This is a genomic window from Streptococcus sp. 27098_8_148 (genome assembly GCF_041432105.1).
Classification (GTDB): Bacteria; Bacillota; Bacilli; order Lactobacillales; family Streptococcaceae; genus Streptococcus; species Streptococcus parasanguinis_AE.
Genome location: NZ_JAPVYY010000002.1, coordinates 263,315 through 285,684, shown reverse-complemented (window position 1 = coordinate 285,684; position 22,370 = coordinate 263,315). Strand labels below are relative to the sequence as shown.

Annotated in this window: 27 protein-coding genes; 23 read left to right on the top strand and 4 right to left on the bottom strand. The window is 40.2% G+C overall.

Going from position 1 to position 22,370, the window contains the following annotated elements; genetic code table 11:
* The coding region (locus O3646_RS02925; RefSeq protein WP_371610509.1) for a YdcF family protein at positions 1-1,025 on the bottom strand (1,025 nt) is incomplete at its 3' end.
* 135 nt (positions 1,026-1,160) lie between these two features.
* On the opposite strand from O3646_RS02925, the gene brnQ reads away from it, so the two are divergent.
* From brnQ to O3646_RS02910, 3 genes are all read left to right on the top strand, one after another.
* On the top strand, positions 1,161-2,477 hold the full coding sequence (brnQ, locus tag O3646_RS02920; protein WP_371610508.1) for a branched-chain amino acid transport system II carrier protein: 1,317 nt from the start codon (positions 1,161-1,163) through the stop codon (positions 2,475-2,477).
* A 154-nt stretch (positions 2,478-2,631) separates the two neighbouring features.
* Entirely contained in the window at positions 2,632-3,339 is a 708-nt protein-coding gene (gene ccdA2, locus O3646_RS02915; protein ID WP_371610507.1) for a thiol-disulfide oxidoreductase-associated membrane protein CcdA2, read from the top strand.
* A gap of 20 nt (positions 3,340-3,359) precedes the next feature.
* Positions 3,360-3,923, top strand: coding sequence for a TlpA family protein disulfide reductase (locus tag O3646_RS02910; RefSeq protein ID WP_371610506.1), 564 nt, complete (start codon positions 3,360-3,362; stop codon positions 3,921-3,923).
* Between the two features lie 37 nt (positions 3,924-3,960).
* Here O3646_RS02910 and O3646_RS02905 read toward each other — a convergent pair whose 3' ends face one another.
* Genes O3646_RS02905 through O3646_RS02895 form a run of 3 tightly spaced genes read right to left on the bottom strand, consistent with a single transcriptional unit; the run spans position 3,961 to position 6,778 of the window.
* Entirely contained in the window at positions 3,961-5,205 is a 1,245-nt protein-coding gene (locus tag O3646_RS02905) for an NAD(P)H-dependent oxidoreductase (RefSeq protein ID WP_371610505.1), read from the bottom strand.
* 18 nt (positions 5,206-5,223) lie between these two features.
* The gene (locus tag O3646_RS02900; RefSeq protein ID WP_023918073.1) at positions 5,224-5,829 is read right to left on the bottom strand and encodes an NADPH-dependent FMN reductase; all 606 of its coding nucleotides are present in this window, start codon (positions 5,827-5,829) and stop codon (positions 5,224-5,226) included.
* Positions 5,830-5,854: 25 nt separating this feature from the next.
* Complete coding sequence (locus O3646_RS02895; RefSeq protein WP_311638413.1) at positions 5,855-6,778, bottom strand: FAD:protein FMN transferase; 924 nt, start codon at positions 6,776-6,778, stop codon at positions 5,855-5,857.
* A 224-nt stretch (positions 6,779-7,002) separates the two neighbouring features.
* Between O3646_RS02895 and nox the strand changes: the two genes are divergently transcribed.
* From nox to O3646_RS02795, 20 genes are all read left to right on the top strand, one after another.
* On the top strand, positions 7,003-8,379 hold the full coding sequence (gene nox, locus O3646_RS02890) for a H2O-forming NADH oxidase (RefSeq protein ID WP_003001563.1): 1,377 nt from the start codon (positions 7,003-7,005) through the stop codon (positions 8,377-8,379).
* 118 nt (positions 8,380-8,497) lie between these two features.
* Positions 8,498-10,042, top strand: coding sequence for a ClC family H(+)/Cl(-) exchange transporter (locus O3646_RS02885; RefSeq protein ID WP_371610504.1), 1,545 nt, complete (start codon positions 8,498-8,500; stop codon positions 10,040-10,042).
* Between the two features lie 110 nt (positions 10,043-10,152).
* Positions 10,153-11,025 carry an iron uptake system protein EfeO gene (gene efeO, locus O3646_RS02880; protein WP_118398255.1) on the top strand — a complete coding sequence of 291 codons (873 nt, stop codon included), beginning with the start codon at positions 10,153-10,155 and terminating at the stop codon, positions 11,023-11,025.
* 5 nt (positions 11,026-11,030) lie between these two features.
* Positions 11,031-12,236: an iron uptake transporter deferrochelatase/peroxidase subunit gene (efeB, locus tag O3646_RS02875; protein WP_118398258.1), complete on the top strand. Its 1,206-nt coding sequence runs from the start codon at positions 11,031-11,033 to the stop codon at positions 12,234-12,236.
* Entirely contained in the window at positions 12,214-13,899 is a 1,686-nt protein-coding gene (locus O3646_RS02870; RefSeq protein ID WP_343093064.1) for an FTR1 family protein, read from the top strand. The genes efeB and O3646_RS02870 overlap by 23 nt, the downstream gene beginning before the upstream one ends.
* Positions 13,886-14,605: a twin-arginine translocase subunit TatC gene (tatC, locus tag O3646_RS02865; RefSeq protein ID WP_343093065.1), complete on the top strand. Its 720-nt coding sequence runs from the start codon at positions 13,886-13,888 to the stop codon at positions 14,603-14,605. The genes O3646_RS02870 and tatC overlap by 14 nt, the downstream gene beginning before the upstream one ends.
* On the top strand, positions 14,605-14,802 hold the full coding sequence (locus O3646_RS02860) for a twin-arginine translocase TatA/TatE family subunit (protein ID WP_023918087.1): 198 nt from the start codon (positions 14,605-14,607) through the stop codon (positions 14,800-14,802). The genes tatC and O3646_RS02860 overlap by 1 nt, the downstream gene beginning before the upstream one ends.
* Positions 14,803-15,236: 434 nt before the next feature.
* Positions 15,237-15,782 (top strand): hypothetical protein, encoded by a 546-nt coding sequence (locus O3646_RS02855; protein ID WP_049507749.1) that lies wholly within the window; start codon positions 15,237-15,239, stop codon positions 15,780-15,782.
* A 422-nt stretch (positions 15,783-16,204) separates the two neighbouring features.
* Positions 16,205-16,468 (top strand): hypothetical protein, encoded by a 264-nt coding sequence (locus tag O3646_RS02850; protein WP_371610503.1) that lies wholly within the window; start codon positions 16,205-16,207, stop codon positions 16,466-16,468.
* Positions 16,468-16,689 carry a hypothetical protein gene (locus tag O3646_RS02845; protein WP_343093066.1) on the top strand — a complete coding sequence of 74 codons (222 nt, stop codon included), beginning with the start codon at positions 16,468-16,470 and terminating at the stop codon, positions 16,687-16,689. The genes O3646_RS02850 and O3646_RS02845 overlap by 1 nt, the downstream gene beginning before the upstream one ends.
* Positions 16,690-16,730: 41 nt before the next feature.
* Positions 16,731-17,198, top strand: a complete 468-nt coding sequence (locus O3646_RS02840; RefSeq protein ID WP_343093067.1) for a hypothetical protein — start codon at positions 16,731-16,733, stop codon at positions 17,196-17,198.
* Positions 17,195-17,854 carry a DUF6572 domain-containing protein gene (locus O3646_RS02835; RefSeq protein ID WP_343093068.1) on the top strand — a complete coding sequence of 220 codons (660 nt, stop codon included), beginning with the start codon at positions 17,195-17,197 and terminating at the stop codon, positions 17,852-17,854. Before O3646_RS02840 ends, O3646_RS02835 begins: the two co-directional genes overlap by 4 nt.
* A gap of 50 nt (positions 17,855-17,904) precedes the next feature.
* Positions 17,905-18,633: a PoNe immunity protein domain-containing protein gene (locus O3646_RS02830; RefSeq protein WP_371610502.1), complete on the top strand. Its 729-nt coding sequence runs from the start codon at positions 17,905-17,907 to the stop codon at positions 18,631-18,633.
* A 21-nt stretch (positions 18,634-18,654) separates the two neighbouring features.
* Positions 18,655-19,134 (top strand): hypothetical protein, encoded by a 480-nt coding sequence (locus O3646_RS02825; protein WP_343093070.1) that lies wholly within the window; start codon positions 18,655-18,657, stop codon positions 19,132-19,134.
* 65 nt (positions 19,135-19,199) lie between these two features.
* Positions 19,200-19,667 (top strand): endonuclease V, encoded by a 468-nt coding sequence (locus O3646_RS02820; protein ID WP_343093091.1) that lies wholly within the window; start codon positions 19,200-19,202, stop codon positions 19,665-19,667.
* Positions 19,600-19,785 carry an endonuclease V gene (locus tag O3646_RS02815; RefSeq protein WP_343093071.1) on the top strand — a complete coding sequence of 62 codons (186 nt, stop codon included), beginning with the start codon at positions 19,600-19,602 and terminating at the stop codon, positions 19,783-19,785. Before O3646_RS02820 ends, O3646_RS02815 begins: the two co-directional genes overlap by 68 nt.
* Before the next feature lie 18 nt (positions 19,786-19,803).
* Positions 19,804-20,271 carry a hypothetical protein gene (locus O3646_RS02810; RefSeq protein ID WP_343093072.1) on the top strand — a complete coding sequence of 156 codons (468 nt, stop codon included), beginning with the start codon at positions 19,804-19,806 and terminating at the stop codon, positions 20,269-20,271.
* A 59-nt stretch (positions 20,272-20,330) separates the two neighbouring features.
* Positions 20,331-20,924, top strand: coding sequence for a hypothetical protein (locus O3646_RS02805; protein ID WP_343093073.1), 594 nt, complete (start codon positions 20,331-20,333; stop codon positions 20,922-20,924).
* A 53-nt stretch (positions 20,925-20,977) separates the two neighbouring features.
* Positions 20,978-21,550, top strand: coding sequence for a hypothetical protein (locus O3646_RS02800; RefSeq protein ID WP_343093092.1), 573 nt, complete (start codon positions 20,978-20,980; stop codon positions 21,548-21,550).
* Between the two features lie 36 nt (positions 21,551-21,586).
* Positions 21,587-22,312, top strand: a complete 726-nt coding sequence (locus O3646_RS02795) for an alpha/beta fold hydrolase (protein ID WP_070586192.1) — start codon at positions 21,587-21,589, stop codon at positions 22,310-22,312.
* Positions 22,313-22,370: the final 58 nt, after the last annotated feature.

The following is a 22,370-nucleotide window of genomic DNA, read 5'->3' as shown; positions in this document are numbered from 1 at the left end:
TTTAGATGTTGCATGAAGAACTCAATCAGTTTCATGATTTGTGTAAAGAACCAAGGCAGAAATAGAAGAGCTAGGAAGGTAACATGCCATTTCCAATAAAGTGAAACCAAGCCAACGGTTTCTCGAATCCAAGCGGATGGGAGATAGTAAAAAGCTGTTCTTGAACCGATACTTCGACCAGGTATTTTCAATCGTCTCATAAAGACACCTGCACGGAGCGCGTGAAAAGAATTGGTTACCACAAGGACTCTCTTGCCAAGCCCCTGTTCTTCAAGGATACGCTTGCTAAAGGTCAGGTTTTCAAAAGTAGTACGAGAGCGATTCTCGATGAGAATGGCGTCTTCTGGCACCCCATGTTCCATCAAGTATCTGGCCATAGCTTCCGCCTCTGCGATCAGCTCATCTGATCCTTGACCACCAGAAACAATCAGCTTTGGTCGTTCCTTGAACTGCTCATAAATGGCCTTTCCCTTCTCAAGACGTTGGGCCAAGAGTGGGGGAACCTTGTCTCCGATCAAACCTGAGCCAAGGATGATGATGGCGTCTGGCTCTTTGCGAACCGGAAAGAGATTGCAAAAGGTCCCATAGGATACATAAGAGAGGTAGAGAAAGGTCATGTAAAACAGGGCAAAGTCAGTCAGATAAATGAGGATGTCATTCCCTGGGAAATAGGGTAGAAAATGTAGTGCCAAAGCTCCGATAATAAACAGTCCATAAAGCAGAGAGAGGAGGTTGGCCAGTCTTTTTCCTTCAAAAAGCATCATTTGACGGCCGTTAAAAAGGAGAAAGATAGATGAGAAAATAATGCTGAGAAAAACGAGGATGGAAATCACTACAAAAACAATCATTGCAATTTGTTGATTAAACCATAGCTCAGTTCGAACGACTAGTAGAAATGCAGAAATCAGTAGAAGAAGCCCCAGGTTTATCGAAAAGAGATAAGCATTGAAAAGCCTTCTGCGATCACTCATAAAGAACAATAAAAAAATAAGAGCTGGAAATAACCAGAATAGATATAGATACATGTTTTGCACCTCGTAAAATCTTACATCCATTGTACCATAATGACTGATAGAACTAGCGGATTGTTCATGCAAATAAGTTGCTTTCTTCAAATGAATTTGATAAAGTTAAGATTATCGTTTTTTTAAGGAGATCGTATGTTACGAAAAGGTTCCCTGACAGGTTTATTACTGTTTGGTATTTTTTTTGGTGCTGGAAACCTGATTTTCCCACCGACTCTTGGTGCTTTATCGGGTAATCAATTTTGGCCAGCTATTGCTGGGTTTGTCCTTTCAGGCGTGGGAATTGCCATTGTGACCTTGATTATCGGTACACTTAATCCCAAAGGATATATTGATGAGATTTCTCGTAAGATTTCACCTGTTTTCGCGATTGTATACTTAGTTGCGCTTTATCTTTCGATTGGTCCTTTCTTTGCCATTCCAAGAACGGCGACGGTATCTTTCGAAGTGGGGATAGCCCCCTTATTAGGTGGAATGAATGCCAGTTTAGCACTTTTCATTTTTACCCTGGTCTACTTTTTGCTAGCCTTTCTGATTGCTTTGAATCCATCTAAGATTCTAGATCGGATCGGTCGTATTTTGACCCCGATCTTTGCGATTCTCATTTTGATCTTGGTCGTTCTTGGGGCTCTGAAATACAGTGGACACGCTCCAATGGTGGCCACCAAAGCCTATCAGGCTTCTGCCTTTGGGCAAGGATTTTTAGAGGGGTACAATACCTTGGATGCCTTGGCATCTGTTGCCTTTAGTGTGATCGCAGTGACTACCTTGAATCAACTTGGATTTTCAAGTAAGAAAGAATATATCAAGACCATTTGGTTGGTTGGAATTGTTGTAGCCCTTGGTTTTAGTGTGCTGTATATTGGCTTAGGATATCTGGGAAATCATTTTCCAATTCCAGCTTCTGTTATGGCATCTGATACCAATAAAGGGGTGTATGTATTATCAGAAGCGACCAAAGCGATCTTTGGTCCGACTGCTCAGATTTTCCTAGCAGGAATGGTGACGGTAACTTGCTTTACCACAACAGCTGGTTTGATCGTCTCTACCAGTGAATTCTTCCATAGCACCTTCCCTAAGGTTTCTTACAAGGTCTATGCAAGTGTCTTCACTCTGATTGGTTTTGCGATTGCCAACCTTGGCTTGAATACCATTATTGCTTTCTCATTGCCAGTCTTGATGATTCTTTACCCAATCACCATTACCATTGTATTGATTGTGATAGTGAATAAATTTGTGGCTCTTTCAAAACCAGGAATGCAACTGACTATTTTCTTGGCCAGCTTGGTCTCTCTTGCAAGTGTTCTGGCAAGTACCTTTAAAATTTCACTAGTAGAAAAGGGGATTGTTTTGCTTCCATTTGCGGCTCAATCTCTTCCATGGTTAGTGCCAGTAGTCATCGGGATTCTTTTATCGCTCGTATTACCAAATAAACAAACGGCAGAAGAATAAGTTATATTAAAAACTCTAAAGGTTTGTGCTTTAGAGTTTTTCTTTTGAAACTAGTATCTAAATCCAAACTTTAGTAAAAAAACGTAGCAGAAATTTTTATTTTTTGTCAGTCAATGTTATACTGAATGTAGCATATCAATATACGGAGTGAACTATGAATCCAATCGTTTTTTCATTGACAGTTTTTCTTGCGGGTATTCTGTCTTTCTTTTCTCCCTGTGTCTTTCCTTTGCTTCCGGTTTATATTGGAATCTTACTAGGAAGTGATCAGGAAAAGGCTATCCAATTGTTCGGGAAAAAAATTCGCTGGCATGGCTTGCTGAAAACTCTTTGTTTTATTGCCGGTATTTCTGTTATTTTCCTCCTCATTGGTTTTGGAGCGGGCTTGCTTGGAAAGATCATGTACACCAATTGGTTCCGTTATCTGATGGGAGCCCTCATCATTATCCTTGGTCTTCATCAAATGGAAGTCTTTCATTTTCATTTCCTTGAAAAGCAAAAATCAGTAGATTTTGGAGCCAACAAACAGAAGAATGAATTGTTTTCAGCTTTTCTCCTTGGTCTTGGCTTTAGTTTTGGTTGGACGCCTTGTATTGGTCCGGTATTAGGATCAGTTCTTGCTTTAGCAGCATCAGATGGGCAGGATGCTCTTATGGGAGCTGTTTATCTCCTAGTTTACACCTTGGGAATGGCTCTTCCGTTTTTACTCTTGGCCTTAGCATCTAGTCTGGTCCTACCTTACTTTAATCGTCTCAAACCCCATTTGTTGTTGTTGAAGAAAATCGGCGGAGCCATCATTATTCTGATGGGAATTCTCTTACTCTTGGGACAATTGAACAGTTTGTCATCTATCTTTTCATAAAAATATCGGAGGTTTAACGCATGATGAAAGGTATTAAATACGCTTGTTTCTCAGTACTTTCTCTGGCTTTGCTGTCAGCTTGTTCCATGAATCAATCCAGTGAGAGTAGTATGGACAATCAGCCAACAATGAATACAACAACGAATAAGCATCCTTTGGTAGGAAAAGACGCTAGTGACTTTGAACTAAAGGATATGCAGGGGAATACGGTCAAACTTTCAGACTACAAAGGGAAGAAGGTTTATTTGAAATTTTGGGCAACCTGGTGTGGTCCTTGCCGGCAAAGTATGCCCGAATTAGAGAAATTGGTCAAGGATACGGATAGAGACTTTGAAATTCTGACCATTATGGCACCAGGACTCCAAGGTGAAAAAACAGAAGAAGAATTCGTTAAATGGTTTGATCAACAAGATTACAAGTCAGTACCGGTCTTGTATAATCCAGATGGTTCTGCATTTGCAGATTATCAGGTTCGCTCTATTCCTACAGAAGTCTTTATAGACAGTCATGGGAAAATTGGACATGTCCAATTAGGGGCTATTTCAAACGAAGATGCTAAGAAGATCATCAAAGACTTACAATAAAAAAATGAAGCATGAAGCTTCATTTTTTTCTAGTTTCTTAGTTGCTTGCACCAGAAGTGGCATCGGCATCTCCGTGCCCTCCGTCACCATGTCCTCCAGCATCAGAAGCACCAGAAGTTGCATCTGCACTACCGTGTCCACCAGCAGGAGCAAATGGACCCCTTCCGCCAACTAGACGTTGACCTGTTGTTTGCAGGTACCAGTCCAACCATGGTTTGAAGTTGAAGACAATCTCATTGATACCAGCGTAAGAACCATCTTCATAGTACATAGCTTGGTAGTTGTGAGTGTTAATCACGCCTTCAGGAGATCCTGGAACAATGGTCCGAACATAGTCTTGGTTACCGTTACGAAGGGTACCAATCACCCATTCCACGTTTTTCATACGTGCTGGTGGTAGGGAGCCGTGAACGGTTGACATCCGGCTTCCTGATTGAGGTGGCACGCGTTTAGCAAACATGGTATCTGGATCTTGATGGGCATTGTTGTAGTAGAGGAATTGGTTGTTATCATCGGCATAAGTCAATTCAAATGGCATAGCCTTCAAGAACATATCAATTTGGTTAACGGTTAGGATACCGTGGTCGAGTTTGACATAGGTATCGCCAGAAACGGCACCGGTGATTTCAGCTACTTTTTCTACCCAGTCTGGATCGTCAGGATCGACTTCAGTAACAGTTGTAGCGATTGGATGATTACAATCCAAGTCTTCTGGTTCAATTGGTTTTGGTTTTTTCAATTTCGATACAACCTCAACGTATTTCATAAAATTATCCAAGCAGGTTTCAAGGAATTTGACGGTTCCCTCGTTGATGATATTGCCGTTTTCGTCAAAAGCTTCTTTCGCTTTTCCTAGAAGGAATTCATTCCCTGGAAGAGTGTAAGCATTGACACCTGGAGCATCAAGGATCTTACGGAGGTGAACCTGTGCGCGTGAAGTCCCTTGATCATAGTAAGAAGCACCGACGATCATAACCGGTTTGTTTTCAAATGGATGCACCTCGAAAGATAGCCATTCAAGAACAGACTTGAGAGCAGCAGAGATCGTATGGTTGTGCTCTGGAGTGGCAATGATGACACCATCTGCACGAGTGATTTTGTTATATAAAAGACGTAATTGGAAACTTTCGTCCCATTTTTCATCTTGATTAAACATTGGAACTTCGTCGATTTCAAGAACTTCCAATTCAAATTTGATCTTAAATTGGCGGCGAATGAATTCCAAAAGTTTACGGTTATATGATTGATCGTAGTTCGATCCTACAAGTCCAACAAATTTCATGCTAGTATGTCTCCTATCTTACAAGTTTTCCCAGTCAAATTCTTCAGCATCTTTGCGAAGTAATTCTTGGGCGTTGCGCAATTTGTCTGTGATTTTTACAAATACACGGAAATCATTGAAGACGGCATCTAATTTTTGAATGACATCTAAATCCACCAAGTCTCCATTTTGATCAAAGGCTTGCAATGAATGGGAGAGCAAGAATTCATCTGGCAAGACATTCGCTTTAATTTCAGGAGCATTTAAGATTTGGCGAAGTTGGAGTTGGGCGCGTGAAGATCCCAACGTACCGTATGATGCCCCAGTAATCATGACCGGTTTGTTCAACAATGGGAAGACTCCGTATGAGAGCCAAGCGAGTGCACTCATCAAGACTGCTGGAATAGAGTGGTCGTATTCTGGAGTTCCAATAATGACCCCATCAGCTTCTTCAATTTTTGCAACAATATCCAAGACAGCTTCAGGAACTTGTTTGTCGGCTGGTTTGTTAAAGACAGGGATATCTTTAATTTCGACCAATTCGATCTCAGCCTTATCAGCAAAATGTTTTTGCATGTATTGAAGTAGTTGACGGTTTGTAGAACGTTTGGAGTTAGTCCCCACAATCGCAATAAGTTTTATCATGGAAAATTCCTTTCTGATAGGAGAATTATAAATATGATTGGAGCCCACTTGTATAGGCAATCTTGCCTGATTGAGAAACCAATAAGGTGTCTATACCAGGAAGTGATTCAACAGTATTGAGGATAGAAGCAGGAGATTCCCCGAACAGGCGGGTAGTCCATATCTCCCCGTCTACGGATCGATCAGATATGATAGTGATACTGGCTAAGTCTGTCTCGACCGGATAGCCCGTCGCGCTATCAAAGATATGATGAAACGACTGGCCTTCAACTTCTAAATGACGCTCGTAGATGCCAGAGGTGACAACAGATTTATTCTTGACTGAGAGGACCAGTAAGTGATTTCCTCTTTTTTCGACAGGATTTTGAATGCCAATCCGCCAAGGCTGCTGTTTAACAGGGTGTTGACCAACGGTTAGGATATTTCCTCCAAGATCAATCAAGGCATCCTTGATTCCCTTACCTCTCAGATAGGTAGCAATTAGATCTGCGCTATAGCCTTTTGCTAAGGCTCCCAAGTCGATCTTCATTCCAGGACGCATAAGAAAGACCGTATGGTTTTCTGGGTCGAGCTGAATTCGGTGAGGATCGATCATGGTCAGAGCTTGATTAATTTCCCCTTGCTGGGGACGTCTAGCATCTGAAAATCCAATTCGCCAGGTCTGTACAAGAGGACCAATGGCGATGTTTAAATGGCTGTTCTGAGCTTGACTATGCAAGGTTCCTAATGCAATCAGTTCAAAAAGATCTGGATGTACTTGGACAGGAGCAATACCAGCTTGGTGATTGACCTCCATGAGTTCAGAACTTGCATCATTAGCACTGAAGCGATGTTCGTAGGAGCGAAGAAGTTCAAAGCAGCGGGCTAAGAGTTCATTCGCTTGTGGGTGACAGATCGAAACAGTGATGGTCGTTCCCATCAAATGTTCGGATCGACTACTTAGGTCCACTAAAAATCTATCCTTTCCTATTTTCACTTACCTACAGTATATCAAAAAGATATCGTTTTCACAATCCTTTCAAGCATATTGTTTGAGATTTTTGGAAACATGTGAAGTGGGATTTTCTGGAAAATTGAAAAAAAGATCACAAATTCTGAGCAAAATAATTGTAACCGATATCATTTTTATGATATACTCAAGAAGTAAATTAAATTAAAGGTAGGATTTATTCTATGAGTAAAATCGTTGTTGTAGGGGCTAACCATGCCGGAACAGCTTGTATCAACACTATGTTAGATAATTTCGGAAATGAAAATGAAATTGTGGTTTTTGACCAAAACTCAAACATTTCATTCCTTGGATGTGGGATGGCGCTTTGGATCGGTGAGCAAATCGATGGTCCTGAAGGTCTTTTCTACTCTGACAAAGAAAAATTGGAAGCAAAAGGTGCAAAAGTCTACATGAACTCTCCTGTTCTTTCAATTGACTATGACAACAAAGTGGTGACTGCAGAAGTTGATGGAAAAGAACACAAAGAATCTTACGAAAAATTGATCTTTGCGACTGGATCAACACCAATCATTCCTCCAATTAAAGGAGTTGAAATCGTTCCTGGTAACCGCGAATTCAAAGCAACTCTTGAAAATCTTCAATTCGTTAAATTGTACCAAAACGCTGAAGAAGTGATCGAAAAATTGAAGGACAACAGCAAACACTTGAATCGTATCGCCGTAGTTGGTGGTGGTTACATTGGTGTTGAACTTGCGGAAGCTTTCGAACGTCTTGGTAAAGATGTTGTCTTGGTAGATATCGTGGACACTGTCTTGAATGGCTACTACGACAAAGACTTCACAGACATCATGGCGAAAAACTTGGAAGACCACAATATCCGTTTGGCGCTTGGACAAACGGTTCAAGCGGTTGAAGGAGATGGTAAGGTAGAACGCCTTGTAACCGATAAAGAGACCTTCGATGTAGATATGGTTATCTTGGCTGTTGGTTTCCGTCCTAATACAGCTCTTGCTGATGGTAAGATCGAACTCTTCCGCAATGGTGCTTTCCTTGTTGATAAGAAACAAGAAACGTCACTTCCAGGTGTGTACGCAGTTGGTGACTGTGCGACTATCTTCGATAACGCTCGTAACGAAATGAGCTACATCGCTCTTGCTTCTAATGCGGTTCGTTCAGGTATTGTCGGTGCCTACAATGCGACTGGTCATGAATTAGAAGGAATCGGTGTTCAAGGTTCTAACGGTATCTCTATCTACGGCCTTCACATGGTTTCAACTGGTTTGACTCTTGAAAAAGCGAAAGCTGCAGGCTTCAATGCCACTGAAACTGGCTTTAACGACCTTCAAAAACCTGAATTTATCAAACACGATAACTATGAAGTTGGTATCAAGATCGTCTACGATAAAGACACTCGTCAAATCCTTGGAGCTCAAATGGTATCACGTGATAGCGCCATCTCAATGGCTATCCACATGTTCTCACTTGCGATTCAAGAACACGTGACGATTGATAAATTGGCTTTGACAGACTTGTTCTTCTTGCCACACTTCAACAAACCTTACAACTACATCACAATGGCAGCTTTAACTGCTGAATAATGAATAACTGAAAAACAAAGCTAGCGTTGCTAGTTTTGTTTTTTTCTGTCTTTCCATGTATTCAGAGGCAGTGAAATAAGGTATAATGAATAGGATAAGAGTTTGAAGGAGTTAGGGAATGTCTGCTAAAGAAGAAGCCTTAAAAAAGGAATTTCATTTTGCCTCTAGTTCGATTGTGGCCCATATTGTCAGAGGTGTTCTGGTTGGGATCGTTGTGGGCTGCATCGTCTCAAGTTTTCGTTTTTTGATCGAACATATTTTTCATTTTGTTCAAGGCGTTTACAAGGAGATGTCTGGTCAACCACTTTATTTGCTGGCGATGCTGTTGGGGTATGGGGTGATCGTACTGATTGCTGGTCGCCTCATTCGCACCAATCGGGATATCAAGGGATCAGGAATTCCGCAAGTCGAAGCGGAACTCAAGGGCCTCTTGGCGGTGAGCTGGTGGGATACCTTGTGGAAGAAGTATATTCTAGGTGTCTTGGCCATCGGAAGTGGTTTGATGCTTGGTCGTGAAGGTCCTAGTATTCAATTAGGAGCAATGGGTGGAAAAGGAGTGGCCCATCATTTGAAGGTCAGTCCGGTTGAGGAGCGATCTTTGATTGCAAGTGGGGCTGCTGCTGGTCTTGCCGCTGCCTTTAATGCACCTATAGCGGGGCTTTTATTTGTGGTTGAAGAGGTCTACCATCATTTTTCACGTTTCTTTTGGATTTCGACCTTGGCTGCTAGTTTAACTGCTAATTTTATTTCACTCAATGTCTTTGGTCAAACACCAGTGCTTCATATGCCACAAAATATTCCGCCACTCCATCTGTCTCAGTACTGGATTTATCTTTTTCTTGGAGTCTTTTTAGGGGCAGCAGGTTATGTCTACGAAATAGTGGTGCTCAATATCGGTCGCCTGTATCGTTTGCTAGAGAAGATTTTTCATGTTCCCTCTCATTACTCTTCCTTATTTGCCTTTGTCTCGATTCTTCCAATCGGCTATTTTCTTCCACAAATTCTTGGTGGCGGGAACCAATTGGTGTTAGATTTAGCTCGAGTACCGTATCCAGTTCTATCGATCCTTCTCTATTTTACGATCCGGTTTATCTGGAGTATGTTGAGCTATGGTAGTGGTCTACCTGGCGGAATTTTCTTGCCCATTCTAGCTTTAGGATCTCTTTTAGGGGCCATTGTTGGAATTTTCCTCCAAAATATTGGCTTTATCTCTCAAAATCAATTACCTCTCTTCATTATTTTAGGAATGAGTGGGTATTTTGGGGCTATTTCGAAAGCTCCTTTAACAGCGATGATTTTGGTAACAGAGATGGTAGGCGATATTCGAAGTTTAATGCCACTAGGGATGGTCACCTTGGTAGCTTATATGATTATGGATCTCTTCCATGGTGCGCCAGTCTATGAAGCCATGCTGGAGCAACTCTTGCCAGATAAGGCGCAAGAAGAAGGAGAGTTGACTTTAATTGAGATCCCTGTATCAGAAAAGATCGCAGGAAAGCAAGTCCATGAACTGCACCTCCCTCAAGATATCTTGATCACCACGCAAATGCGAAGTGGTAAGAGCTATACGGTCAATGGTGCGACCCGCTTGTATCTAGGTGATAGCATCTTTGTGGTGGTTAAAGAATCCGAAATCGGACGAGTCAAAGATATTCTTTTGTAAAAGACAGATTCTCAGAAAAGTTTTTCTATTATTAAATTTTCAGACAATTATTGAAAAATGAGAAAATATCTAGTAAAATAAGGGCAAGAACAAATGAGGAGAAGTCTTTCATGAAAAAATATAGTCTACTCTTATTGAGTGTTGCTCTTTTAGCAGGGTGTGCAAATACTACTAGCAAACAGTCCAGTCAAAAGACGCAAACCAGCTCAACGGTGCAGTTGTCAAAGGCTGACCAGAAGACCTTGGACAATGCGACAGCTGAATACAAAGACTTTGTTGAAATGCAAATTGACCAATTGCTCAAGGATACAGAAGGATTCCGAGCTACCCTAAAAGACGGGAATTTGGAAGAAGCTAAAAAACAATATCCCTTGATCCGTATGGCCTATGAACGTTCCGAACCGATTGCTGAAACCTTCGGAGAATCGGATGTCAAGATCGACTACCGTTTGGTGGATTATGTGGATGAAAATAAATCAGAAGATGGCTGGTCAGGTTTCCACCGGATTGAGCGTATCCTTTGGGAAAACAATACCACAGATGGAACAGACAAATACGCTGACCAACTGGTGAACGATATCAAGGAGTTGAAAGCTAAAATTGCTACAGTAGAAGTAACACCGGATATCATGTTGACCGGAGCTGTCGATTTGCTCAATGAAGTGGCAACGCAAAAGATTACGGGTGAAGAAGAAGTCTTCTCTCATACAGATCTTTACGACTTCCGTGCCAATATTGAAGGGGCTGAAAAGATCTTCTCTCTCTTTAAACCCTTGATTGAGAAAAAAGATGCTAAATTGGTTAAAACCTTGGAAGCAGAGTTCAAGAATGTTAATGCTTTATTGGACAAACACATGACAGATGATTCAAACTATAAGTCTTACACAGATTTATCCAAGGAAGATACCAAGGAATTGGCTGAAGCTGTGACCAAACTTGGTGAACCTTTGTCTCAAATGGGTGTGATTTTAGATGGGAAATAAGAAAAATGGCTGACGAAAAATTTTTAGATAAAAAAATGGACCGTCGTGAATTTCTTAAAAAAGCAGGTATTGGAGGGGCTGGTCTAGCGCTAGGTCTCTCTGGTGCATCTGCTTTTTTCGCTAAACAAGAAAGTTCCAGCAAAAAAGCTTATGATGGGGATGAAGACATCTCCTTTTATGGCAAGCACCAAGCAGGGATTACGACGGCCATGCAGAAGGCTTGCTACTTGGTGGTGTTAGACCTTCACACGACGGACAAAAAAGAAGTCATCCAGCTCTTTAAAGACTGGACTGATTATAGTAGTAAATTAGTCGAAGGAGAGTTGGTCAAAAAAGATGGGTCCAATGCCCTCTTGCCACCAACAGATACTGGTGAAACAGTAGGACTTAACCCCTATCGCTTGAGCCTGACGTTTGGGGTTTCGGCTTCCTTTCTAAAGAAACTGGGCTTGGAGTCCAAGCGTCCGAAACTCTTTCGTGATTTGCCTCCATTTCCAAAGGAGCAGTTGCAGGACAAATACACTGGTGGTGATATCGTCATTCAAGCCTGTGCAGATGATGAGCAAGTAGCCTTTCATGCGGTGCGAAATCTGATTCGTAAGGGTCGCAATACCATTACCATGAAGTGGAGCAAATCAGGCTTTGCAGCTATTGGTGACCGAAAAGAAACGCCGCGCAACCTCTTTGGTTTCAAGGATGGAACAGCAAATGTCACGACTGAGAAGGATTTTGACAAGGTCGTCTGGACTGACAGCAAGGACTGGATGAAGGGTGGTTCCTATATGGCTCTTCGCCTAGTGCAAATGCACTTGGAAACTTGGGATCGAACCAATTTGCAGGAACAGGAAAATACCTTTGGTCGCTACAAGGAGTCCGGTGCTCCCTTTGGTAAAACCAACGAATTTGATGAAGTAGATTTATCTAAACTACCAGTTGATTCACATGTCCGTTTGGCCAAAGAAGTCGATCGACCGATTTTACGCCGGTCATATTCCTATTCGGATGGCATCAATGAACAAACCGGGCAATTTGATGCAGGCTTGATCTTTATCGCCTTTCAAAAGGATCCGAACAGCTTTGTCAAAATCCAAACCAACTTGGGCGCAGTAGACAAAATGAACGAGTATATCACTCATATCGGAAGTGGACTCTTTGCTTGCTTTGCAGGCGTTGAGAAAGGAGGGTATCTTGGTCAAGCACTCTTTGAATAAACTCTTGATCCTTTTAGGCCTTCTTGCCTTGTTCTGGACTCATCCAGTGGCTGCGGAGTCTTATAGCGATCTCTTTATCAAGATCACGGATGCAACAACCGCTGTACAAAATAAGGACCAGAAAAAGGCCAAGGCATTAATCGCTGAGATTCAGGCTGATTTTGAATCCAAAGATCACCATGATTCCAAGGCAGGGAAAAAAGTTAACCAAGCCCTGGCTATAAAAGGGGAGGTAACCAAAGACGATCTTACCAAGATCTCATCAGCCTTGCTCGCTTTTGAAAAAGAGCAAAATCCGGTCGATTTAGAGGCGGAAAAAGACAAACTCGTGAGTCGGCTCGCACCTTATTTTAAGAACCTACAAGAGGCCATTACAGCTAAGGATCTGGATAAAACCCGTCAAACCTATGCTGATCTCAATAACACCTGGACGCGAAACGAAGCGGTGGTAAGAGATCACAGCACAGCCTACTATGGCAAAATCGAGACGGCCATTTCGCTCTTGCGCAGTAGTATTGAAACAGAGCCTACTGATTTCACTAACATCCAGTCCTCTTATAATGACCTCAAAATTGGGATTGATGCCTTTGTAAAAGGAGAAGCCATTAGCAGTGCCAGTACGGATTTGACGTTGAAAGATGGGATCAAGCTTTTGGAGAAGGCGCAAAGCCAATTTCAATCCGGCGACGATAAATCTGCTGCAGCGACTATGAAGCAGTTCATCACGATCTGGCCAACCATCGAGGGAGATGTTAGCACGACCAATCCCAGTCTCTACACGCGCGTAGAGAGCGAATCCCCGGTCATTATGGTCAAGGGGAAAGAAAAGGCCTATCAAGAGAAATTACAAGCCTTGATCAAGGACCTGTCTGCGATCGATACGACAGCTTCTTACAACGTCTTTGACGCCATGTTAATTCTTCTGCGTGAAGGAGTAGAAGCTCTTCTGATCGTCATGGCGCTTGTAACGACCCTTAAAGCCACTAAGATGAGGAAAGGCCTCAAATGGGTTTACGGTGGAGCTATAGCTGGTGTTCTTGCCAGTGCAGCGATTGCTCTTGTTCTGCAAGTAGCATTTCCAGCCGTTACTTCGGGGTCTAATCGGGAAATCATTGAAGGTGGGGTTGGGATTTTCGCTGTGGTCATGATGATCCTCATCGGAATTTGGCTCCACAGCAAGTCCTCTGTCAAACAGTGGAATGCCTTTATGGACCGTCAAATGAAGACAGTGACGGCTACAGGAAGCTTTGTATCGATGTTTGCTCTCAGTTTCTTAGCAGTCTTTCGTGAAGGGGCTGAGACCATTCTCTTTTATGTCGGGATCATTCCGCGGATTACAACTGCGAATTTCTTACTGGGAATCGGGCTTGCTATAGCCGTTCTCATCATCATTGCAGTGGCCATGACCAAGGCTAGTCAAGCTATCAAACCTCATCGAATCTTTTTCATTCTGACTTGGTTGATTTACGCCTTGGCCTTCAAGATGCTCGGTGTCAGCATTCACGCCTTGCAGTTGACCAATATCCTACCTAGCCATTTGGTCAATGGACTTCCAACCATCGATTGGGCGGGCATCTATCCAAGCTGGGAAGTTCTTCTTCCTCAAGGTATCTTTGTGGCCTTGATCGCACTCGTTACGGTGAGACAACATGGCAAAGAGTAGAACAGATGAAATGACCATTGTTGAACATTTGGTCGAATTTCGAAAACGATTGATCGCAGTGGTCTTGTGTTATATTATCGTCTTTCTGGTGGCTTTTGTATTTGGTGGAGAGCTCTACCAAGCCTTGACGGCTAGCCTGCATCAAAAACTGCTGGTGCTGGGACCGAATGATATCCTCTGGATCTATGTATCGCTGGCCAATCTCACAGCCTTTAGCCTGACCTTGCCCTTTATTGTCTACCAGATCTGGCAATTTGTAAGGCCGGCTCTGAAGGAGAAGGAGGCGCGTGCTGTCTTTGCCTACATCCCAGCTAGCTTTATTTGCTTTGTGCTGGGGCTTGCATTTGGTTATTTCTTTGTCAGTCCAGCTATTTTAGAGGTCTTGATGCGTTTAGGAGAAGGGCTGTTTGATACCCAATTGACGGCACAAAATTATTTAACCTTCTTATGGCACACCACCTTGCCTTTAGGGGTTTTGTTCGAGTTACCAGTTTTGGTCGCTTTTCTGACCTCGATTGGTCTCTTGACACCACTGTTTTTAATAATCTACCGACGATATGCTTACTTTGTCCTGCTGGTCTTAGCCGTCGTGCTAACCCCTGCAGACTTTATCAGTGACTTGGCCATGACACTCCCTTTGATCTTATTATTTGAAGTCAGTGTCGCCATCAGTAAAGTCATCTATTCAAGAAAAAGGAGAAACTAATGGGAATTTTACGTGATATTGGAGCACCAGGTTTGATCATCATCATTCTGGGCGCCCTCTTGATTTTTGGACCAAAACGCCTGCCAGAGTTGGGTCAGTCCATCGGCAAAATGTTTGCTGAATTTAAGACAGCTGTCAATAAAGGCAGTGAAGAAGCTGATCAAGACGCCAAAGAAGCTAAAGAAGAAAAAGAATAATCAGACAATTTTCAAAATTCTATTGAGTTCGATTGCATAAAAAGGTATAATAAGACAAGTACTTGCAATCGACGAAGGAGGAAACCATGATTATTACGATTTTGTCACTCATTTTCTATTTCAGCTATATCGGATTCTTATGCTGGTTGGTCGTAAAAATTGTCGAAAAATTGTTCAATTTCTTGTTGAACCGTTAATAAAGAAACAATCCATTTCACCCCGAGTGAGTGGATTTTTTTGTGTCTCGTTCATTCAGTATAGAATCAAATAGTAAGAGACCCTGTGGTCTCTTTTTGCTAATCCGATTTCCCTAGCTAGCGACTAACTTGAACTTCAAACTGTATTTCGGTATGATAGTAGGTAATAGATTTACGGTTTGTTTGCGAGGATCTGACTGAGTAATATGCGAAGGCTGTAGATAAGAAGGAGAAGGAATGAAGTACACCTATAAATCGCTTCTTTGTTTGGGAGATTATAAAGAAGATACCTTTTATATCGATTTATCTACTGGCGAATTGAAAAAGTCAGTTGCTCATAAGGCATCTACATCCAAAATATTTTTGTCATCTATCATTGGTTACCATGTTCTAGGATTTGGTCTATTTAAAAGCATTGAATCCAACGAGGTCTTAAGTAATTATCTCTTGTTTGCGTCCTTTGTTCTTTCGATCATTGCTGCGATTGTGTTTAATAAACGACTATATAAGAATATAGAGTTTGAAAAGGTTGAATTGACAAAAGATGAGTACGCAGGATTTCAGCAGCAAGTAAAAAAACATAACAAAACCATCGTTTTACTCACCATTTTATTTATTGTTATATTTTCTGTCTCAATGTTTCTATATCTTTCAACTCCTAGTATCTTCTTGTTACTAGTGATGGACTATGTAATTTTTTCTTCTTATCTATTTTATACGAATGGATTTTTTACAAAAAGGTTTCATTTTGAAAAATATATCAATACGGATTACATGAAGTAGCAAGGATGGCTTTTGTTTGAAAAACTAATCAAATAGGGGAGAAGATGAAGAAGATTATTGAAAATAAACATCTTTGTAATATTTTATTCAGAGCATTGGTCTTTCATGGTAATGTACTCTATCATTAAAGAATATTCATCTAATCGAAAGGTTGTTTTCATGGTTCGTAAACAAAAAATTAAAGGTCGTGTCTACAATATCTCCTTAAATGACCAGACGTTTCAAAAAGGATGGTATTTGATTGTGACAGACCAACCTCAAGAATACTTAGTGCAAAGAAATTGGAGTCTGTCTACTAAGAAATCCTTTGCCATTTATCAAACAAACTATTCATTTATCAAACAAACTATTCATTTATCAAACATACACATAACCAAAACGTGAGAAGTAGGAAAGGTCTATCATACCTTGGAGCAACTATTGTGATAGCTGCACTTATTCGTTTACTTACTCCGTATCAATTTTGGCTAGGACCTACTATTAAAGCGACAAACTATTTTCAAGGTATGGTACATTTACTATCTTTGGCTCTTGCGGTGACCTTCTCATTTATGCTTGTTGCTGTGTTTAGAAAAATGAAATTAAAAGCCTTTCTTAAAGGAAAAAAGGCGGATTTAAAGTATATTGGTAGAGTTAAAACACTGAATCCATTAAAACTAACGAAAGAAGGAGTGGATTTTTGGTAATGAAGAAACGAATTTTTCAAAAAGGCTTGGGTTATGGATTGTTATTCCTTGTCTTCATTTTTCCAATATTCTTATTTGCTTATTTTGTCCAATTGAGGCTATTCTTAATTGTACCGATTGTGCTTTATCTGGTTCTATTTTTCAATGGTGTTCTCGTGAGTGATCATGATCGGATGATCGAATTTGAAATTTCAAGCGAAATAAGAAAACAAGATGAATAGAAGATAAAGGTAGTTAATATGCCAGTTTATGGAGGGATAGTATGCGTAAAGAATTTCTCGTTTATCAAAACAAAGTATATTCTAATTTTGTGAATTATATAAATGGATATATTCTTCTATCAAAAGATCCAACAATGCTGGAAGAAGGCTACATTCCCTATAGTTCCTATGTATGTGATGCTGGAGAAGGCGTATACGGGAAGTTTTTGTCTTATAGTGAGGTTAGTCAGAGGTATTCGGTTTATGATCGTGTCCTATATAAAGGTCAGGAATTTGCAATGGCTGGTCACAAGCGTGGAGATGATGATTTTACAGCACCTGATTCCTATGTGCGAATATTGGTTTCTGATAAAGAATTTTTAAATGAAAACAATATAGCAGATGGTGCATCATTGATGGATGATAAGTACGGTCATTTTACGTATGCATCAGGAAAAATCCCTATTAGTGAAGTAACGATTCTACGTCGGAGAAAGGATTTGCCAGTAGACCGAAGGAGAAAAATATGAAAACAATTTATGTAAGTCAAAAAGATATGTTGGAAATTTGTCAAGATGGTGATAAGTATTTCTTGCGTTATCCAACTTTTAATATTACCTGCCCAGAAGTGATTAGAGAAATTCCCAAAGAAGTTGCTGATAGTTACATGTCGGGAGAACATGCTGGCAAAGAGTTGATGACTTATGCGCAATATGGTTTTTGGAAATCTAAAAAACAATATACACAAGAAGAGTCGAATAAAATTTTTATACAAAATAATCCTGACTTAATTTTCAATGATTTATCTTATAACCAAAAAATATTTTCTCCTGAGGAATTTACCCAAATCGTCACCCAAGCCATTGTTTCAGAACTGGAACCTAGCGAACTTGATGCAATTGGTATAGTTGATAATCATTTAGAGCTTCTTCTAGTGGATCCAGTTGGCTGGCAGGAAGAGATAGAAGCAGTCCATTTGGAAATTCTGCAAGAAAAAATTAACAAATACATTCACTTCCTCGAAAGCAAGCAGTATGTGGAACGATATGGTGATAATTTTGACAAAAAAGTCATCCATATCACATTCCAGTACTCTCCATCTGATAACGGTTTGGCCTTTCTTGCAGCGGTTCAGAAAGTATTGCAACCCACAGATATGAGTTTGAAGATAGAATTACCGGTATAGAATAGGCCTACAATATTTATGATTCTTGTAGTATAAGGTAAAGAGTGACGATGAAAAGAGATACTATTTTTATTGAAGAGAAAATTAATGAACTAATTCAAATTAATAAATCATCCATAGATGAGTGGACTGAAGAATTGGAAAAATTAAAGCAAGGTGTCAATCCATACAAGCGCCCGATAGAAAAAGTTACCAGATCAATACAGCTTGATAACTCTGTTTGCCAAAAAGAAAATATGATAGCCACCTACACTGCAGGATATTCTATTGAGAGATTCAAAGAAGAGTACCTTAAATATGTCGATAGCCTTCTCCCTATTTGGTATAGTAATTCAGGATATGATGCAATGCTCTGGGCTCTTTCCATTGGTATTATGTTAGAGGTTGATGAAACGACTTTTGATAAATTGGTAGATTTGGTAAGGAAAGATGATCCAGAGGACTATTTGATCGATTACCTTATCCAGTCTCGTCATCCAGAGTGGACAATTCGGATAAACTATAATTTTCCAAGACCTTATGGCTTTACCCGAAAGATTATAGAGGAAGAAAATTCTGAAAAGGCTGTATCTCTCTTGAAAGAATACTTGACTAAAAAATGGTATCAGGGAAGCAGAGATGAAGGCTGGTATGATTTGCATAAGCGGAATATTGATAATTATTATGGCTATTGGTCCTTTGAATCTGGCGCTCTCTGCAAGATTAAGGGCTTAGATTATAAACAGTTAGAAGGATTTTCGTATTTTCCTTATGATTTGGTTGCGGAAGGAACGCTATAAAATAAACTCTAAGGTTGAAGAATGATGGAAGAAAAGATTTTAACAAAAGAAGAAGTGCTTCAAAATGGTGTTTGTTTTGAAGAAGAGCTTGATTGGGGTGGATGGTATTATGAACAGATTGTTTGTGAGAACGAATCTGGCGAAGAAATTCCATTTACAGGTTTAGCTTATGATTTATACCCAGATGGTGAATTAGAATATTATGGTTATATTAAAGATGGGTTCCGTCATGGAATGAATGTATTGTTTTATCCTAATGGAAATATTGAAAGCATCAATTCTCAAGATTGCGGTGCAGCTGATGGGCTTCAAAAGAAATACTATGAAAACGGCGCATTAAAATCACAGACATATTGTGTTCTAGGGGCAAGAGTAACTTATATTGAGTACGATGAGGCTGGCCATATTATCGATGAAAAATTAGAACCGACTGACGCGGATTTTGAGAGAGCAAAGAAGTGGGGTGTTGATTTATCAAAACGAGACATGACTTTGAAGTAGAACAAAATCGCTTGAGATCTCAGATTGATTTAACGAATCATTTCATACCTTCTGATATTCAGTATGTGGCAGGAGTGGACCTTGCTTATTGGAAAGAAGGAGATAAGGAATATGGTGTTGCATGTATCGTTGTCATCGACCGTAAAACTATGGAAGTGTTGGAGGAAGTGAGTTACTCTGACGAAATCCATGTTCCTTATCTTCCTAGTTATTTAGCTTTTCGAGAGTTACCTTTGATTTTAGAGGCAGTAAAACTTTTAGGTGTTATACCAGATTTGTATATGTTTGATGGAAATGGATATTTGCATCCGCGCAATATGGGGATAGCGACACACGCTTCTTTCTACTTAAATAAGCCGACGATTGGCGTCGCTAAAAACTATTACCATATTGACGGGGCACAATATACTGACCCGGAAAATCGTGAGGGAGCTTATACAAATATTGTAAAAGACGGTGAAATTTATGGGGCAAGTTTTACGGACTCATCAAGATGTCAAACCAATCTATATTTCTTGTGGAAATTGGATTGATCTGGAAACGACTCGGGAATTTGTTTTAGAATTTGTTACAAAAGATAGCCGTTTGCCAATCACAACACGATTCGCTGATATCATGACACATCGGGAAAGAAATAAGAGAAAAAATTGAAATCAGATTGGAGAAAATATGATCGAACCTAAGTACGGGGAAAATATTGTTGTTCTTTTTAAACATGAAAATAAATATACCTGGTATGTTTCGGATTTAGAATTCTGGTATATTGATTATGAGGTAGCACGCTATTCGCTTGATACTCTTTATGATGAGCGAAAACGTTCTTCAAAACTGACCCATGAAACACTGCCATATTTTTTAGAAGATATGGAAGCATACAAATATGATCGAAATGAGCTAGGAGAAGCATTTGCTAAATCGTATCAGGAAGATAGATTGAACGCAGTTTATGATTTTAAACCTTCCTTGTTTATTGATATGGATCAGATGGAACTGTACTCACAGTACGCAGAATACGTATCATTTGAAGAATATGTTTCAGAACCATGGAAAGGTCAATATAAATCAATTTGGGATAAGATTCCAGAAGAAGAAAAATTCTGGTTGACTAGTTGCACCGATGTATATGGCGAAGATTGATTACAATTGAAGAACAGAGAGAGGATAAATATAGTAGTAGATAGAAGGAGGGGCAACTGATGAGAAGGAAATGGGTAAAAATCATTGCTATTTCAATTTTAATCCTATCCGGTAGTTACTTTGTCTACCATAAAATAACAAAACCAAATCTTGGCCCTAAAACAACCAAACTCTATCAGCATGGCTTTCGTTTGCTAGAAGAGCAAATTGGAACCTACATCAAAGAACACTATACTGGGATTGAGAAGATTGAATTTTCCCCAATCTACGTTACTGAGGAAGGGTCAACATTCTCAAGTGTCTATATTCGTCCAACTATTTATGATAAGCATGGAAATAAAGCCACTCTTGGTACTAAAGTTAAAAATGTAATTCCAAGTGAAATTGGTATCGTCTCATATATAATAGTTGATTTTTATGGAGATGGAAGTGAATCTATAGAATTAATGGACTCAAATGGGAAATTTATTGATGTCTCCAATAAACAACACTTACCTAATGAAGTTAAACTGACTAATCAGGAGCTTATAGATGAAAATATTGAATTATTGGTTGAAGATGGTCAGTTAAAAGATGTTGTTAAGGATGATAAGGGGAGTCCTGATGCAGAAATCGTTTATAATACGGAACTCCATAAAGGAGGAGCAGAATGAAGAAGAAGTTCTTTAGGCTTGCCTTAGTTCTTGCTATTTTGTTTGCTGCAAGTATGTTGTATCTTAACAAAAAGATGCAAGAGCAGAAAGATCCATACAACGTGAGTACTGTGTTAGACGACAAAGGAGTGAAACTTTACAAACGAGGATTTCGTTTGTTGGAAGAACAACTGGCAACTTACATTAAAGAGCATTACTCTGGTGTTAGTAAAATTGAGTTTTCGCCAATTTTTGTGCAAGGTGGGGATGGGCAGATTATGTTCGATGCTAATATCGTTACCGTAATTTATGACAATCATGGGAATAAGGCTTATTTAGGGCAGAAGGTTGGTAAGCATGGATATGCAAGCTACGGTCTTTTAGGAGATCTACGGTTAGATTTTAATGGTTTTGATGAGGAAGTGATTGAAATTGATGTAGATGGTAAATTTCTTGACATAACGAATTACAAAAGCTTACCTCCAAAAGCTAAATTAACAATTAACCCCTCAATGGATGAAAATATTGTAGCGCTTGTCAATACTGGTCACCTAAAAGGTGTGGTTAAAAGTGAAAAAGGCAGTCTAAAAGCAGAAGTTGCCTATAATACAGAAATTAGGAAAGGAAATGAGTGGGAATGGCGCTAACCAATGAAATAGAATGAAAAAGAAAGGACAAAACACATGCAGTATTATTTTATTGGTGGCCTCGGTAGCAATAGCTACCATCTGGCTCCACTTATTGATGAGCTAGGCTTTCCTGTGACCTTTCTAGATCCCTATAGGGAAATGATTCAGACAGAAAACGATCTTCGTGATTGGTTCCAAGGTCGGGTTGGCCAGGTGGGAGAAATCTGTTTATTGGGTCATTCCTTAGGTGGAGATTTGGCTCGTTATCTGGCTAGTGAGTTTCCTCAGATTCAGGCTTTGATTCTCCTGGATGGGGGGTATCTGGATATGGAAAAGATCCTGCCTCTTGAAGAAGAACTAGAAGGAACGGCGTCTTTCATGAAGCAGCAAGTTTTTGCGACTTTAGAAGAGGCTGTGTTATCAGAACTTGGTGATGGAGCAGATCCTACTCCTATAGCGCGAAAAGCAGTAGAGGCTAGCTATCGTTGGAATCCAGTGAGTGAACAATATGAATTAAATCTGGATCTCGAAAAGGTCATGGCCTTATTGCGTCTACGGCGTCAGATCAAAGCTAACCAGATTTCAGTTGCAGACAAGCCTGTCCTATTTATCGGGCCTCGATACCAAGAAGAGCCTGAATGGAGAAAAGAAGCTCTGAAGCAACTAGATCCCCAGATCGAGCAAGTCTTGCTAGATGGTTTGGGGCACGAACTGTATACAGAGGCGCCTGAAATTGTAGCTAGAGAAGTGAACAATTGGCTCCAAAATGTTCATAAATAAAACCTGTTTCTCTTTTTGAAACGGGTTTTTGTCTTGTAATTTCCGAACGTTATTTCCT